This window comes from Halomonas kalidii (genome assembly GCF_030010475.1).
In the GTDB taxonomy this organism is placed as follows: Bacteria; Pseudomonadota; Gammaproteobacteria; order Pseudomonadales; family Halomonadaceae; genus Halomonas; species Halomonas heilongjiangensis.
In genome coordinates this window covers 20,999-35,526 of record NZ_JASCQN010000034.1, presented here as the reverse complement: position 1 = coordinate 35,526, position 14,528 = coordinate 20,999, and the positions used below count along the sequence as shown (strand labels likewise).

The following is a 14,528-nucleotide window of genomic DNA, read 5'->3' as shown; positions in this document are numbered from 1 at the left end:
CCTGGCCTGGATCAAGTCTCGGCGAGCTCGCCATGGTCGGTGCGGGGAGAGGCAGCAAGGCCGATGGCCGGCGGTGAGCCGGCCATCGGGCCACGGGGGCGGACAGTCAGGCGTTGCCGGCCTGGGCCTTGAGGGCCTCCTGTTCCTCGATCATGCGATCCACCGAGGAGATGTGGTACTCCTCGTCGAAGGCGCCCTCGGGCTCCTTCAGCCAGACCAGGCAGATCAGCCAGCTGATGAAGGCGCCGGAGGCGATGATGTAGAAGAACTGGGTCGGGGTGACGAAGGTGAAGAGGGTCAGGTAGACCACCGCCCCGACGTTGCCGTAGGCACCGGCCATGCCGGAGATCTGGCCGGTGATGCGGCGCTTGATCGACGGGATGATGCCGAAGGTCGCGCCTTCCGCCCCCTGCACGAAGAAGGAGGTGAAGATGGTGATGGCGATGGCGATCACCAGCGGCCAGCTCGAGTCGAGCATGCCCATCAGCACGAAGCCGATGCCGATGCCGAACATGTAGCTGAGCATCACGAAGCGGCGGTTGCCCATGCGGTCGGAGACCAGGCCGCCCATGGGGCGTGCCACCAGGTTGACGAAGGCGAACGAGGCGGCGATCAGGCCGGCGGTGGCGGCGTTCAGCCCCCAGGTCTCCTCGAAGAACATCGGCAGCATCGAGACCACCGCCAGCTCGGCTCCGAAGTTGGCGAAGTAGGTGCTGTTCAGGGCGGCGACGCTGCTGAACGGATACCGGTCGTCCTCCGGCACGCCCTTCTTCAGGATCGGCACGTTGACCCGCAGGATCTGCACGATCTGGTAGATCACGATGGCGGCGATCACCAGGTAGCAGATCAGCGCACCGGTGGCGGAGAGGTAGCCCATGTCCTCGATGCGCCACACCAGGATGCCCAGGCAGCCCACCAGCGGGATGGTCCACAGGATCAGCTTGAGCATGTCCCCCCAGGTGCTGACCTCCATGGCGGCGGCCTTGCGTGGCTTGCGATGGGCCCTGGCGTCGGGGCCGTCGGTGATGGCGAACCAGTAGTAGACGCCGTAGGCGGCCATGACGATGGCGCTCTGGGCGATGGCCCAGCGCCAGCCGTCCTCGCCACCGTACATGGTCAGCGCGATGGTCGGCAGCGACATGGCGGCGGCGGCGGAGCCGAAGTTGCCCCAGCCGGCATAGAAGCCCTCGGCGAAGCCGATGTCCTTGGGCTTGAACCACAGCGCGGTCATGTGGATGCCGACCACGAAGCTGGCGCCGATGGAGCTCAGCACCAGGCGCGAGACCAGCAGCTGGGTCATGGTGTCGCCGAAGGCGAACACCAGGGCCGGGACCGACATGGTCACCATCAGCACCGAGAAGACCCGGCGCGGCCCGAAGCGGTCGAGTGCCATGCCGACGATGATGCGGGCGGGGATGGTCAGCGCCACGTTGGTGATGGCGAACAGCCGGATATCGTCGCGGGTCAGCCAGTCGACGCTCTTGAGCATGCTCGATGCCAGCGGCGCCATGTTGAACCAGACGTAGAAGGTGATGAAGAAGGCGATCCAGGTCAGGTGCAGGGCCCTGATCTCCGGATTGCGCACCTTGAAGACGGCGGAGACTTTCATGGTCGTTTAATCCTTTGTTCCCGAGCGTGGTGGAAGCGGGCGAACCGTCATGGGCTGGGGAAGATCAACAGCGGGCACTCGACACGTCGCGCCAGGAAGGAGCTGACGCTGCCGAAGGTCATGTAGTCGAGCTCGTCGACGAAGTAGCTGAGCGACTGGGCGATGATGCCGCCGTCGGGCTTGTGGCTGTGGCGGGCGATCACCAGCAGGTCGGGCTGGTGCTTCTGGGTGGCGCGCAGCAGCATCTTGCGGGCATCGCCCTCGGCGATCAGCAGCTCGGCGTCGAAGCCCTCGCCGGAGGCGAAGTCGATCCCCTCCTGGAGGGCGGCCTTGAGCTCGTCGTACTCCTCCTGGAAGAGCGCCTCGTTGGCATCGGTGGCGTCCAGCGGGTTCTCGGCCACGCCGGCGAGGATCAGCGTCGGGGCGTTGCAGCGGAACATGGTGACGGTCTGCGCCAGTGCCAGCTTGGCGTTACGCGAGCCGTCGTAGGCGATCATGATCTTCATGGGGTACCTCGACACGCAGCGGTGAGGTGGAGCGCTCGGGCCTGTCCCGAGCGCCGGGAGGGGGCGGGCTCAGGGATTCTTCACGTAGGCGTTGCCGCGCAGGTAGAACCACCAGTTGATCACCAGGCAGAGTGCGTAGAAGACCGCGAAGCCGTACATGGCGAGCTCGGGGGTGCCGGCCTGGATCTGCTCGCCCATCACCCGCGGGGCGATGAAGGCACCGTAGGCGGCCACGGCCGAGGTCCAGCCGAGCACCGGGCCCTTCTGCTGGGTATCGAAGATCACCCCGATGCTGCGGAAGGTGGAGCCGTTGCCGATGCCGCTGGCGGCGAACAGCACCACGAACAGGATCATGAACAGGGCGAAGTAGCTGTTGGGGTCGGTGGCGTTGTAGGCCTGCATCATCACCCAGCCGGCCGCGGCGGAGGCCACCACCATCACCACCGAGATGATCTGGGTGACGATGGCGCCACCCACCTTGTCGGAGATCCAGCCGCCGACGGGACGGATCAGGGCGCCGACAAAGGGGCCGATCCAGGCCCAGGTCAGGGCGCTGGGGGCATCCGGATTGGCGACGCGGGTCACGGTGCCGTCGGCGGCCACGTCCATCATGTTGCCGAAGATGACGCTGATGGAGAGGGGCAGGGCCGCCGAGAAGCCGATGAAGGAGCCGAAGGTGAGGATGTAGAGCACCGTCATCGACCAGGTGTGCTTGTTCGAGAAGATCGCGAACTGCTTCTGGATGTTCGGTTTGATGTCACCGGGGATCAGGCGCAGCAGCACCAGGGTCAGCGCGATGGTCAGCGGCAGGGCCAGCCACATGTTGAGGATGCCCAGGGCGACGACGCCCACCACGGAGGTCACGAGGCCGACGCCGTAGAGGCCGAGGATCTTGCCGAAGGCGGCGCCCGGGCTACCCGGGTTGGGGGTGATGGTGCGCAGGTTGTTCATGCCGAACCAGCCGGCGAAGGCCAGCGGGATCAGGAAGACCAGCCAGACGAAGCCGGCATTCTGGATCCAGGTGTCGGTGCCCGCCTCGATGCGCCCGATCAGGGTGCCGCTGGCGCTCTCGAGCTCCATGGGGGACCCGGCGATGGCGCCGAAGATGCCCACGGTCATCACCAGCGGGATCAGGATCTGCATGGTGGTGACGCCGAAGTTGCCCAGGCCGGCGTTCATGCCCAGGGCATAGCCTTGCTGCTTCCTGGGGAAGAAGGTCGAGATGTTGCTCATCGAGCAGGCGAAGTTGCCGCCGCCGATGCCCGAGAGCAGCGCCAGGGCCTGGAACACCCAGAACGGGGTGCCGGGGTTCATCAACGCGAGGCCGGTGCCCGCGGCGGGAATCATCAGCAGGGCGGTGGTCAGGAAGATGGTGTTGCGTCCGCCGGCGATGCGGATCATGAACGACGCCGGAATGCGCAGGGTGGCGCCGGAGAGGCCGGCGATGGCGCTCAGGGTGAACAGCTGGCTGACCGTGAACGGAAAGCCGAGGTTCTGCATCTGGGTGGTGATCATCCCCCACATCAACCAGACGGCGAAGCCCATCAGCAGGCTGGGAATGGAGATCCACAGGTTGCGGTTGGCGACCTTCTTGCCTTCCCGCTCCCAGAAGTCGTCGTTCTCGACATCCCAGTGTTCGATATCGGCATTCCTGCCGGGCCTGGCGATGCGGCCGGTGTCGGCACTCGATTTAGCCATGGTGATTCCCCCTTGGGTATTACCGTTGCGCCTCGCCTTGCGGTCCACGGCGTGACACGGATCAACGCACGAGGCTTTGAGGCGAAAGATACGCCGCGGCTCGAGGGGGCGAAACTGGCTGAAAATGCCGAAAAATCAGCGGAATACCTCTTGAGGGGTAGCCGGGGTATGGGGCCATCCGGTTGATAGAAAAGCGCTTTTTTCACACGGGGGGATGGAGGCCGGGCCGCCTGCGCGGCCCGGGAGTATTTGGAGGTATCCACAGAGAACCGGGAGGAGGGTAGGGGCGTCCTAGCGGTCGACGCCTTCCTGCACGGCCCACACCGCGGCCTCCACCCGCGAGCGCAGGTTGAGCTTCTTGAGCAGGTGCTTGACGTGGACCTTGACGGTGCCCTCGGTGATGTCGAGCTTGCGGGCGATCAGCTTGTTGGAGAGCCCGGCGGCGAGCTCGCGCAGGATCTCCCGCTCGCGCTGGGTCAGGCTGTGGAGGTCCGGCGCCACCGGCCGGCTGCGCTGGTTGCGCAGTGCCTCGGCGAGCAGGGCGGTGAGGCTCTCGCTGATCACCATGCGGCCGAGGGCCACCTGGCGCAGCTGGCGGACCATCTCGTCGGGGTCCATGTCCTTGAGCAGGTAGCCGTCGGCGCCGTTCTGCAGGGCATCCACCACGTCCTCCTCGTGGTCGGAGACGGTGAACATCACGATGCGCCCGGCAAAGTCGTTCGCGCGCAGCCGCTTGAGGGTCTCGATGCCGTTCATGCCCGGCATGTTGAGGTCGAGCAGGATCATGTCCGGGTCGAGTTCGGCGGCCAGCCGCACGCCCTCCTCGGGCTCGCCGGCCTCGCCGACCAGCGCGAGGTCGTCCTCCAGCTCGAGCAGCTGGGAGACGCCACGGCGCAGTAGCGGGTGGTCGTCGATGATCAGGATACTGGCGGGCGTATCGTGGGCAGGCGTGGCCATCGTGACTTATTCCCTGTTGCCATGGTGTTTGAGCGCGATGCGATCATCGGCCCGGTGCTCAGCGACGGGGTCGGTGGCAGCATCCGGGACATGTGACGCGGGTTGCTGGGTAATCAGGCGAGCGGTCTGGGGCGTGAAGACGAGCTCGACGAGGGTGCCGCCCGTGGGGCGGTTGCGCAGCTTCAGCTCGCCCCCCAGGGTCTCGGCACGGTCGCGCATGATCACCAGGCCGTAGTGCATGGGTGGCGAGCGGTCGTCCTCGAGGCCGATGCCGTCGTCCTCGATCCGCACCCGGATGCGGGCCTCGGCGAAGCGCACCGAGACCCCGGCCCAGTGGGCCCGGGCGTGCTTGTGGATATTGGCCAGGGCCTCGCGGACCACCTGCAGGACGTGGATCTCCTCGTTGGGATTGAGCAGGTGGGGCGGCACGTCGACGTCCAGCTCGATGGGCGCCGCCATGCGCTCGGCGAATTCCGCGGTGGTCTGGCGCAGGGCGCTCGAGAGCCCCGGCCCCTCGAGCTTGAGGCGGAAGGTGGTGAGCAGTTCACGCAACTGGCGATAGGCACTGTCGAGGCCGGTGCGCAGTTCGTCGAACACGGCGGCCTGGGCCTCCCGGGGCATGTCCTTCTGCTGCATGCGCTCGAGCCGCGCCACCTGCATCTTCAGGTAGGAGAGCGACTGGGCCAGGGAGTCGTGGAGCTCCCGGGCGATGATGGTGCGCTCGTTCATCAGCGACACCTGCTGCTGCTCCTCGATGCGCCGCTGCAGGTAGATGGCGGTGGCGAGCTGGTCGGCGAGGGCGTTCAGCAGGCGTCGAGTGCTGTTCGAGAGCGGCTGGTTCCTGGGGTGCCAGAGCTCCAGGGTGCCGAGCATCTCGTCACCGACACTCACCGGCAGCAGCAGGCACTCGCCCTCTTCGGTCTCGCGCAGGCGCAGTGGCCGCGGGTCGATCAGGCAGGCGTGACAGTCGTGGTCGCGGCAGTACTCGGGGCGACGCGCCGAGTGGGTGGCGAGTATCGGGATCTGGCGGTCGTCGTGGGGATCGTTGAGCGACAAGCGGATGGGGCCGATCTCCAGCAGCTGCTCGAGACGACGCAGCATGGGCGCGGCACTGGAGCACAGGTCGTTGCCGCCACCATAGAGCTGGCGGCTGCCGTCGTGCATGACCTGCATGGCCAGGTTGCTGCGCTCCAGCTCGGCCTTCTTGCGCGACACGCGCTCCTCCAGCTCGGCGTAGCTGGCGCCGAGCTCCTCGGCCATGGTGTCGAGGGTGCGGCCGAGCATCGCCAGTTCGTCGTGGCCCCGCAGGCGGGTGCGATGGCCGAAGTTGCGATGGGCGGCCTCCCTGGCCAGCACCATCAGCTGGCGCAGCGGGGTGACCAGGTTGTGGCGGATATCGTACAGCGCGATGGCCACGACCACGGCGGTCAGCCCCAGGAAAAAGATCTGCAGCACACTGAGCAGGCGGATCTTCGATTCGCTGTTCTCCTCGAGCAGGGTCACCAGGGCATCGATCTCGCCCACCAGCCCATCGAGGCTGGCGTGGAGCTCGCCGGTCTCGATCCGTCCCCCGGCGATGGCCGCCTCGATCCGGGGGGCGAGCTCCCGGTCCCAGCGCTCCAGCAGCCGCCGATACTGAACCTGCAGCCTATGGTCGGTCGCCCCGGGCATGGCGCCGGTCAGCTGCGGGCTGGTCAGGCGCTCCTTGAAGCGCACCACGAGCGCGCGGGCGTGCTCGCGGCGCTCGGCCTCCGGCTGCTGCTGGTAGCGCTGCAGGGCGGCGACGATCTGGTAGGTGTTCATGCGCAACGAGCCGGCCATGTTGATGGCGGCGGCGTCGCCGCGGCTGTTGCTGGCCACGGTCATGGTGACCACGATGCTGATCAGGGCCATGGCACTGATCGCCAGCAGGGAGGCGATGATGCGTGCCACCAGGGAACGTTGCAGCAGTTTCATCGGTGAGGGGGCCCTCCGGCATCGGGGCGGGCTGAAGGAGTCACGAGGCCATCATTATACCCTAGTAGGTAGGCCCTGCCCCCTCAAAGGTGTACCTCGCATGCCCTTTTGACCGGCGGGCCCAGGCTCACGAGAATTTTCCCAATGTTCCGTTCCCTTGCCTCGGAGCCCCGCCATCCATGATGCCCCTCCGGGAAGACCCCGTCCGCGATGCCGAGGGTGGCTACCGCTCGCTGGTGGTGGTGGTGCTCTCACCACTGGCCTTCGCCCTGGTTTTCGCCTGCTGGACGCTGTTCGCCGTGCTGGGCCTCGAGCTCAAGGCGGCGCTCGGCTTCGGCGAGGTCGCCTTCGCCGCCCTGCTGGCCGTGCCCATGCTGGTGGGCGGCCTGGCCAGCCTGCCCATGGCGGGCCTGGCGGTGAAGGTCGGGGGGCGCCGGGTGATGCTCGGCTGCCTGCTGCTGATCTGCCCCTTCCTGTGGTGGATCAGCCAGGCGGGCCATTACCTGGAGTTCCTGCTGGCCGGGGCCGGCCTGGGGCTGGGGGCCGGGTCGCTGGCGGCCGGCCTGGTCTATGTGGCGACCCAGGGGCCCCGTCAGCATGCCGGCCTGGCGCTGGGGCTCTACGGCGCCGGCATGCTCGGCGCCGGGCTCAGCTACCTGCTGCTGCCGCTGATCAGCCAGGCCTATGGCTGGCGCCTGGCGCCGCAGCTCTACCTGTTGCCGGTACTGCTGGTGGCGGGCCTGCTGTGGCTGTTCGCCGACGACCCGGTCGAGACCACCCCGCGGACGGTGGACGACGCACTCGCCCTCGATGATCCGGGGCCGGTGGCCGGTGGCTGGCGCAGGGCACGGGAGCGCCTGGCCTGCTGGCGGCTGTGGCGGCTCGCCTTCGTCTACAGCTTCTTCTTCGGCGCCTTCGTGGCGCTGGCGCTGTGGCTGCCGGGCTACCTGGCGGCCCAGTACCAGTTTCCACTCGGCAGTGCGGCGCTCTGGGCGCTGCCGTTCACCCTGGCGGTGGGCCTGGGACAGGTGCTCGGCGGCGCACTGGCCGACTGGCGTGACTTCCGGGCCCTGCGCTGGTGGGTCAGCGCCTTCGTGCTGGTCTGTCTCTTCCTGCTCTCCTACCCCCCCTTCACCATGCAGATCCAGGGGGTCCATGGGGAACTGGTGCTGCGCTTCAGCGCCCCGCTGTGGTGGTTCATGGCCCTGCTGGTGCCCATGGGGCTAGGCATGGGCATCGGCAAGGGCAGCCTGATGCGGTTGATCCACCGCGACCACGGCGCTGACATGCCGCTGGTGGGCGGCCTGGCGCTGACCCTGGGGGGGCTCTTCGCCGCGCTGCTGCCGATGGTGTTCGTGCTCGGCAACGAGTGGGTCGGCGTCCGCAGTGCCGGCTTCATGTTCCTCTATGGCTCGCTGGTGGTGTGCATGCTGGTGATGCTCGCCGACCACGCCAGGGCTCCCCGCGTGGCGGCCTGACGGCCCTGCCATCTTCGGCTTATCCCCTCGCTTCACGGCCTCTATCCCCTTGGGGGTAGAGGCGCGGTATATGGAGGTAACCGGGCAGTAATTCGCCGATCGATCGCCCAGAATCCTCGCCATGAACCTGCCTGGCGTGCGGCACGAGCTCCACGCGGCACGGCGGGCCGGGTGGCCGGAAGCGGTCACACATCTTTCGAGGAGCCTGGAGAGCGACCATGAGTCACTTCATTGATCGGCTGAACTTCTTCCGCAAGACTCGCGAGCCCTTCGCCGACGACCACGGCGAGCTGCGCACGGAATCCCGCGGCTGGGAGGACGGCTACCGGCAGCGCTGGCAGCACGACAAGGTCGTGCGCAGCACCCATGGCGTCAACTGCACCGGTTCGTGCAGCTGGAAGATCTACGTCAAGAATGGCCTGGTCACCTGGGAGACCCAGCAGACCGACTACCCGCGCACCCGCCCGGACCTGCCCAACCACGAGCCGCGGGGCTGCCCGCGCGGCGCCAGCTACTCCTGGTACCTGTACAGCGCCAACCGTCTCAAGCACCCGCTGATCCGCAAGCCCTTGCTCAAGCTGTGGCGCGAGGCCGTTGCCGAGAAGGGCGACCCCGTCGACGCCTGGGCCTCCATCGTCGAGGACCCGGCCCGGACCAAGCAGTACAAGCGGGCCCGCGGCATGGGCGGCTTCGTGCGCGCCAACTGGGATGAGCTCAACGAGCTGATTGCGGCGTCCAACGTCTACACCGCCAAGCAGTATGGCCCGGACCGCATCATCGGCTTCTCGCCGATCCCCGCCATGTCCATGGTCAGCTACGCCGCGGGCAGCCGCTACCTGTCGCTGATCGGCGGCGTGTGCATGAGCTTCTACGACTGGTACTGCGACCTGCCGCCGGCCTCGCCGATGACCTGGGGCGAGCAGACCGACGTGCCCGAGTCCGCCGACTGGTACAACTCCGGCTACATCATCGCCTGGGGCTCCAACGTGCCTCAGACCCGCACCCCGGACGCCCATTTCTTCACCGAGGTGCGCTACAAGGGCACCAAGACCGTCTCGATCACCCCGGACTACGCCGAGGTCTCCAAGCTCACCGACGAGTGGCTCTCCGCCAAGCAGGGCACCGACGCGGCGCTGGCCATGGCCATGGGGCACGTCATCCTCAAGGAGTTCCACCTCGACAAGCCCAGCGCCTACTTCACCGACTACGTGCGGCGCTACAGCGACATGCCCTTCCTGGTCGAGCTCGAGGCCCGCGAGGACGGCAGCTACGCGCCGGGTCGCCAGATGCGCGCCAGCGACTTCGAGGCGAGCCTGGGCCAGGGCAACAACCCCGAGTGGAAGACCGTCGCCTGGGACGAGACCCGCGACCAGCTCGTTGTGCCGCGCGGCTCCATCGGTTTCCGTTGGGGCGAGACCGGTGATGAGGTGGGCAAGTGGAACCTCGAGTCGCTGGACGCCGAAGGCAGCGAGATCAAGCCGCTGCTGACCCTGGCCGAGCAGCATGACGAGGTGGCCAGGGTTGCCTTCCCCTACTTCGGCGGCATCGCCCACGAGCACTTCGACCATGTGAAGAGCGGCGGCGCCAGCGACGATCTGCTGTTCCACAGCCTGCCCGCCAAGCGCCTCAAGAAAGCCGACGGCAGCGACGTGCTGGCGGTGACCGTGTTCGACCTGATGTGCGCCAACTACGGCATCGACCGCGGTTTTAGAAGTAAAGAGGGGGCAGAGGGCGAGGACGACGGCGCCACTTCCTACGACCAGGTCAAGCCCTACACCCCGGCCTGGCAGGAGAAGATCACCGGCGTGCCCGCCGAGCAGGCCACCCGCATCGCCCGTGAGTTCGCCGACAACGCCGACAAGACCCGGGGGCGCAGCATGATCATCGTCGGTGCCGGCATGAACCACTGGTACCACATGGACATGAACTACCGCGGGCTGATCAACATGCTGGTCATGTGCGGCTGCATCGGCCAGAGCGGCGGTGGCTGGTCCCACTACGTGGGCCAGGAGAAGCTGCGTCCGCAGACCGGCTGGACCCCGCTGGCCTTCGGCCTCGACTGGCAGCGCCCGCCGCGCCACATGAACTCCACCTCCTTCTTCTACAACCACTCCTCCCAGTGGCGCTACGAGAAGCTCGAGATCAAGGAGATCCTCTCGCCGCTGGCCAGGGTCGAGGACTATCCCGGCAGCCTGATCGACTTCAACGTGCGCTCCGAGCGCATGGGCTGGCTGCCCTCCGCTCCCCAGCTCGGCACCAACCCGCTCGGCCTGGCCAGGGACGCCAAGGCCGCCGGCCTGTCCACCGCCGACTACGCCGTGGACCAGCTGAAGAGCGGCAAGCTCGCCTTCGCCGCGGAGGATCCGGACAACCCCCGGAACTTCCCGCGCAACATGTTCATCTGGCGCTCCAACCTGCTAGGCAGCTCCGGCAAGGGCCACGAGTACATGCTCAAGTACCTGCTGGGCACCCGCCACGGCATCCAGGGCAAGGACCTGGGCGAGGTCGGCGGCCAGAAGCCCGAGGAGGTCAAGTGGCACGACGAGGCGCCGGAAGGCAAGCTCGACCTGCTGGTGACCCTGGACTTCCGCATGTCCACCACCTGCCTCTACTCGGACATCGTGCTGCCCACGGCGACCTGGTACGAGAAGGACGACCTCAATACCTCCGACATGCACCCCTTCATCCACCCGCTGACCGCGGCGACGGACCCGGCGTGGGAGTCGCGCAGCGACTGGGACATCTACAAGGGCATCGCCAAGGCCTTCTCCAAGGCGTGCGTGGGGCACCTGGGCGAGGAGACCGACCTGGTCACCCTGCCGCACCAGCACGACTCCCCCGCCGAGCTGGCCCAGGTCGAGGTCAAGGACTGGAAGCGCGGCGAGTGCGAGCCGATCCCCGGCAAGACCATGCCGGCGCTGATCGAGGTCAAGCGCAACTACCCCGAGACCTATGAGCGCTTCACTTCCGTGGGCCCGCTGCTCGAGAGCATCGGCAACGGCGGCAAGGGCATCGGCTGGAACACCGAGAAGGAGGTCGAGCTGCTCGGCAGGCTCAACCACCGCAAGCTGGACGGGCCGCACAAGGGACGGCCGCGGATCGAGTCCGCTATCGACGCCGCCGAGATGATCCTGGCCCTGGCGCCGGAGACCAACGGCCAGGTGGCGGTGAAGGCCTGGGACGCCCTGTCGAAGATCACCGGGCGGGACCATACCCACCTGGCGCATCCCAAGGAGGAGGAGAAGATCCGCTTCCGCGACATCGTCGCCCAGCCGCGCAAGATCATCTCCAGCCCGACCTGGTCCGGCCTCGAGGACGAGCACGTCTCCTACAACGCCGGCTATACCAACGTCCACGAGCTGATCCCGTGGCGCACCGTCAGCGGTCGCCAGCAGTTCTACCAGGATCACCCCTGGATGCGCGCCTTCGGCGAGAGCCTGCTGGTCTATCGTCCGCCCATCGACACCAAGGCGGCGATCAGCCTGGCCGAGACGAAGGGCAACGGTAACCCGGAGATCGCCCTGAACTGGATCACCCCGCACCAGAAGTGGGGCATCCACTCCACCTACAGCGACAACCTGCTGATGCAGACCCTGTCGCGGGGCGGCCCCATCGTCTGGATGTCCGAGGATGACGCCAGGGCCATCGGCGTCGAGGACAACGACTGGATCGAGCTGTACAACGCCAACGGCGCCATCGCCGCCCGGGCGGTGGTCAGCCAGCGGGTCAAGAACGGCATGGCGATGATGTACCACGCCCAGGAGCGGATCCTGAACATGCCGGGCTCGGAGATCACCGGCACCCGCGGCGGCATCCACAACTCGGTGACCCGGGTATGCCCCAAGCCGACCCACATGATCGGGGGCTACGCGCAGCTGTCCTACAGCTTCAACTACTACGGCACCGTCGGCTCCAACCGCGACGAATTCGTCATCGTACGCAAGATGAAGAAGATCGACTGGCTGGATGGCGAGGGTAATGACACCGTGCAGGAGGCCGTGAAATGAAGATTCGTTCCCAGGTAGGCATGGTCCTCAACCTCGACAAGTGCATCGGCTGCCACACCTGCTCGGTGACCTGCAAGAACGTCTGGACCAGCCGCGAGGGCGTCGAGTACGCCTGGTTCAACAACGTCGAGACCAAGCCCGGTATCGGCTATCCCAAGGAGTGGGAGAACCAGCACAAGTGGAAGGGGGGCTGGCTGCGTCGCAAGGACGGCAAGATCGAGCCGCGCATCGGCGGCAAGTGGCGGGTGCTGGCGAACATCTTCGCCAACCCCGACCTGCCGGAGATCGACGACTACTACGAGCCGTTCACCTTCGACTACCAGCATCTGCACACCGCCAAGCAGAGCGACCACCAGCCCACCGCGCGCCCGCGTTCGCTGATCTCCGGCGAGCGCATGAACAAGATCGAGTGGGGCCCGAACTGGGAGGAGATCCTCGGCACCGAGTTCGCCAAGCGGCGCAAGGACGCGAACTTCGAGCAGATCCAGGCCGACATCTACGGCCAGTTCGAGAACACCTTCATGATGTACCTGCCGCGCCTGTGCGAGCACTGCCTCAACCCCACCTGCGTGGCGAGCTGCCCGAGCGGGGCGATCTACAAGCGCGAGGAGGACGGCATCGTCCTGATCGACCAGGACAAGTGCCGCGGCTGGCGGATGTGCATCTCCGGCTGCCCCTACAAGAAGATCTACTACAACTGGAAGACCGGCAAGTCGGAGAAGTGCATCTTCTGCTACCCGCGCATCGAGGCCGGCCAGCCGACCATCTGCTCCGAGACCTGCGTGGGGCGCATCCGCTACCTCGGCGTGCTGCTCTACGATGCCGACCGCATCGAGGAGGTGGCCAGCTCACCCGACGAGCGCGATCTCTATCACCGCCAGCGCGAGATATTCCTCGACCCCCACGACCCGGAAGTGATCGCCCAGGCGAGGAAGGACGGCATCACCGACAACGTGATCAAGGCCGCCCAGGCCTCGCCGGTCTACAAGCTGGCCATGGACTGGGGCCTGGCGCTGCCGCTGCACCCCGAGTATCGCACCCTGCCGATGGTCTGGTACGTGCCGCCGTTGTCGCCGATCCAGTCCGCCGCCGAGGCCGGCAAGGTCGAGTTCGACGGCGTGATGCCGAAGATCGAGTCGCTGCGCATCCCGGTCAAGTACCTGGCCAACATGCTCACCGCCGGTGAGGAGGCGCCCGTGGTGCTGGCGCTCAAGCGCCTGATGGCCATGCGCCTCTACATGCGCGGCAAGCACGTGGAAGGCCAGGCCGAGACCGAGGTGCTGGAGAGCGTCGGCCTGACCGAGGCCCAAGTGGAGGACATGTACCGCTACCTGGCCATCGCCAACTACGAGGACCGCTTCGTGATCCCCACCAGCCACCGCGAGATGGCCACCGAAGCCTTCCCGGAGCGCGGCGGCTGCGGCTTCAGCTTCGGCGATGGCTGCCACGGCGAGAGCGGCGACAGCCTGTTCGGGGGGCGCAAGACGACCACCACCCTGGTCAAGCCGGTGGAAACCTACGATCCGCAAGCCGAGGAGGTCCGTCATGGCTGAGGCAGCGATGCAACATCCCGCGACGGAGCCGGACATGCTGAGCCTGCGCGTGCTGGCCCGGTTGCTCGACTACCCGAGCGAGGCGCTGCAGGCCGCGGCGCCGGAGATGATCGAGATCACCGATGCCGAACTCCGGCTACCGGCGACGCTGCGCACCGCTCTGATGGACTGGTGCCAGCGTCTGCTGGATGCCGACCTGATGGAGCTGCAGGCCGAGTACGTGGCGCTGTTCGATCGCGGGCGCAGCACCTCGCTGCTGCTCTTCGAGCACGTCCACGGCGAGTCCCGCGACCGCGGCCAGGCCATGGTCGACCTGCTGGCCGAGTACAGCGCCGCGGGCTTCGAGCTCGACGCCCGTGAGCTGCCGGACTACCTGCCGCTGTTCCTGGAGTACCTCTCGACCCGGCCGGAGGCCGAGATCGGCCGCTGGCTGGGCGAGATCCGCCACATCCTGGCGCTGCTCGCCGCCCGGCTGGAGGAGCGCGATGCCGACCACGCCCTGGTGCCCCTGGCGCTGCTGGCGTTGATCGGTGCCGAGGCCGACGTCGACGCCCACCGCGAGCGGGTCGTCGAGGAGCCCCGCGACGACACCCCCGAGGCACTGGACGAGGTATGGGAAGAGGAGGCGGTGCGTTTTTCCGCCGCGTCCGACCAGGACTGCGCCCTGCAGTCCGCCGAGGGACGCCGCCTCGCCGAGCGCAAGCGTGAGGTGCCCAGTGACCCCGTACGTATCATGCCTGGCACCGGCCCGGCTGCCAGCTGAA

9 protein-coding genes are annotated in these 14,528 nt (G+C 67.2%); 4 read left to right on the top strand and 5 right to left on the bottom strand.

Features of this window, described 5'->3' with window-relative positions; translation table 11 throughout:
• Positions 1-106: 106 nt before the first annotated feature.
• The 5 genes from QLQ85_RS10110 to QLQ85_RS10090 form a co-directional block, all read right to left on the bottom strand.
• Positions 107-1,609: an MFS transporter gene (locus QLQ85_RS10110; protein ID WP_282738881.1), complete on the bottom strand. Its 1,503-nt coding sequence runs from the start codon at positions 1,607-1,609 to the stop codon at positions 107-109.
• 47 nt (positions 1,610-1,656) lie between these two features.
• A complete protein-coding gene (locus QLQ85_RS10105) occupies positions 1,657-2,115 on the bottom strand; it encodes a universal stress protein (RefSeq protein WP_282738880.1) in 459 nt (152 codons plus the stop codon).
• Positions 2,116-2,184: 69 nt separating this feature from the next.
• A complete protein-coding gene (locus tag QLQ85_RS10100; protein ID WP_282738879.1) occupies positions 2,185-3,813 on the bottom strand; it encodes an MFS transporter in 1,629 nt (542 codons plus the stop codon).
• A gap of 291 nt (positions 3,814-4,104) precedes the next feature.
• The gene (gene narL, locus QLQ85_RS10095) at positions 4,105-4,770 is read right to left on the bottom strand and encodes a two-component system response regulator NarL (RefSeq protein WP_282738878.1); all 666 of its coding nucleotides are present in this window, start codon (positions 4,768-4,770) and stop codon (positions 4,105-4,107) included.
• Positions 4,771-4,776: 6 nt separating this feature from the next.
• A complete protein-coding gene (locus QLQ85_RS10090; RefSeq protein ID WP_282738877.1) occupies positions 4,777-6,726 on the bottom strand; it encodes a type IV pili methyl-accepting chemotaxis transducer N-terminal domain-containing protein in 1,950 nt (649 codons plus the stop codon).
• Positions 6,727-6,905: 179 nt separating this feature from the next.
• Here QLQ85_RS10090 and QLQ85_RS10085 point away from each other — a divergent pair, with 179 nt between their 5' ends.
• The 4 genes from QLQ85_RS10085 (at position 6,906) to narJ (ending at position 14,527) form a co-directional block, all read left to right on the top strand.
• The gene (locus QLQ85_RS10085) at positions 6,906-8,204 is read left to right on the top strand and encodes an MFS transporter (RefSeq protein WP_282738876.1); all 1,299 of its coding nucleotides are present in this window, start codon (positions 6,906-6,908) and stop codon (positions 8,202-8,204) included.
• A gap of 218 nt (positions 8,205-8,422) precedes the next feature.
• Complete coding sequence (locus QLQ85_RS10080) at positions 8,423-12,211, top strand: nitrate reductase subunit alpha (RefSeq protein WP_282738875.1); 3,789 nt, start codon at positions 8,423-8,425, stop codon at positions 12,209-12,211.
• Positions 12,208-13,764 (top strand): nitrate reductase subunit beta, encoded by a 1,557-nt coding sequence (narH, locus tag QLQ85_RS10075; RefSeq protein WP_282720087.1) that lies wholly within the window; start codon positions 12,208-12,210, stop codon positions 13,762-13,764. Before QLQ85_RS10080 ends, narH begins: the two co-directional genes overlap by 4 nt.
• Complete coding sequence (narJ, locus tag QLQ85_RS10070; RefSeq protein ID WP_282738874.1) at positions 13,757-14,527, top strand: nitrate reductase molybdenum cofactor assembly chaperone; 771 nt, start codon at positions 13,757-13,759, stop codon at positions 14,525-14,527. The genes narH and narJ overlap by 8 nt, the downstream gene beginning before the upstream one ends.
• Position 14,528 lies beyond the last annotated feature (1 nt).

Coding starts and splice junctions, on each gene's coding strand:
- QLQ85_RS10110 (WP_282738881.1), bottom strand. CDS start 1,609: ATGAAAGTCTCCGCCGTCTTCAAGGTGCGCAATCCGGAGATCAGGGCC.
- QLQ85_RS10105 (WP_282738880.1), bottom strand. CDS start 2,115: ATGAAGATCATGATCGCCTACGACGGCTCGCGTAACGCCAAGCTGGCA.
- QLQ85_RS10100 (WP_282738879.1), bottom strand. CDS start 3,813: ATGGCTAAATCGAGTGCCGACACCGGCCGCATCGCCAGGCCCGGCAGG.
- narL (WP_282738878.1), bottom strand. CDS start 4,770: ATGGCCACGCCTGCCCACGATACGCCCGCCAGTATCCTGATCATCGAC.
- QLQ85_RS10090 (WP_282738877.1), bottom strand. CDS start 6,726: ATGAAACTGCTGCAACGTTCCCTGGTGGCACGCATCATCGCCTCCCTG.
- QLQ85_RS10085 (WP_282738876.1), top strand. CDS start 6,906: ATGATGCCCCTCCGGGAAGACCCCGTCCGCGATGCCGAGGGTGGCTAC.
- QLQ85_RS10080 (WP_282738875.1), top strand. CDS start 8,423: ATGAGTCACTTCATTGATCGGCTGAACTTCTTCCGCAAGACTCGCGAG.
- narH (WP_282720087.1), top strand. CDS start 12,208: ATGAAGATTCGTTCCCAGGTAGGCATGGTCCTCAACCTCGACAAGTGC.
- narJ (WP_282738874.1), top strand. CDS start 13,757: ATGGCTGAGGCAGCGATGCAACATCCCGCGACGGAGCCGGACATGCTG.